General features: G+C 43.9%; 1 protein-coding gene. It reads right to left on the bottom strand.

The genetic code is table 11. The features are described from left to right. Positions 1-212 (bottom strand): transporter substrate-binding domain-containing protein (locus A3709_RS19505; protein ID WP_156507865.1); only part of this gene is annotated, 212 nt, incomplete at both ends.

Below are 212 nucleotides of genomic sequence, written 5' to 3'. Positions count from 1 at the left end.
GATGATTTCTTAATAACCCCAATGCGACCCTCCAAGTTTTGAATGGTCGGTATTGGATCCCTGCCGCGTTGAATTTTGAGTAGTTCGAGTTGATTAACAAGTAGACTTTGACGCAACTTAATGTAAGGTTTAGTGAACTGGACTTTGGCCATGCGGGAAAACGTCATGCTGAGTTTGCAAATTGCCAGATCAGCTTCACGATTGGCGACCTT

The sequence above is a fragment of the Halioglobus sp. HI00S01 genome, from assembly GCF_001635445.1.
Taxonomy (GTDB): domain Bacteria; phylum Pseudomonadota; class Gammaproteobacteria; order Pseudomonadales; family Halieaceae; genus Halioglobus; species Halioglobus japonicus.
This window is presented reverse-complemented; position numbering and strand designations above follow the sequence as displayed.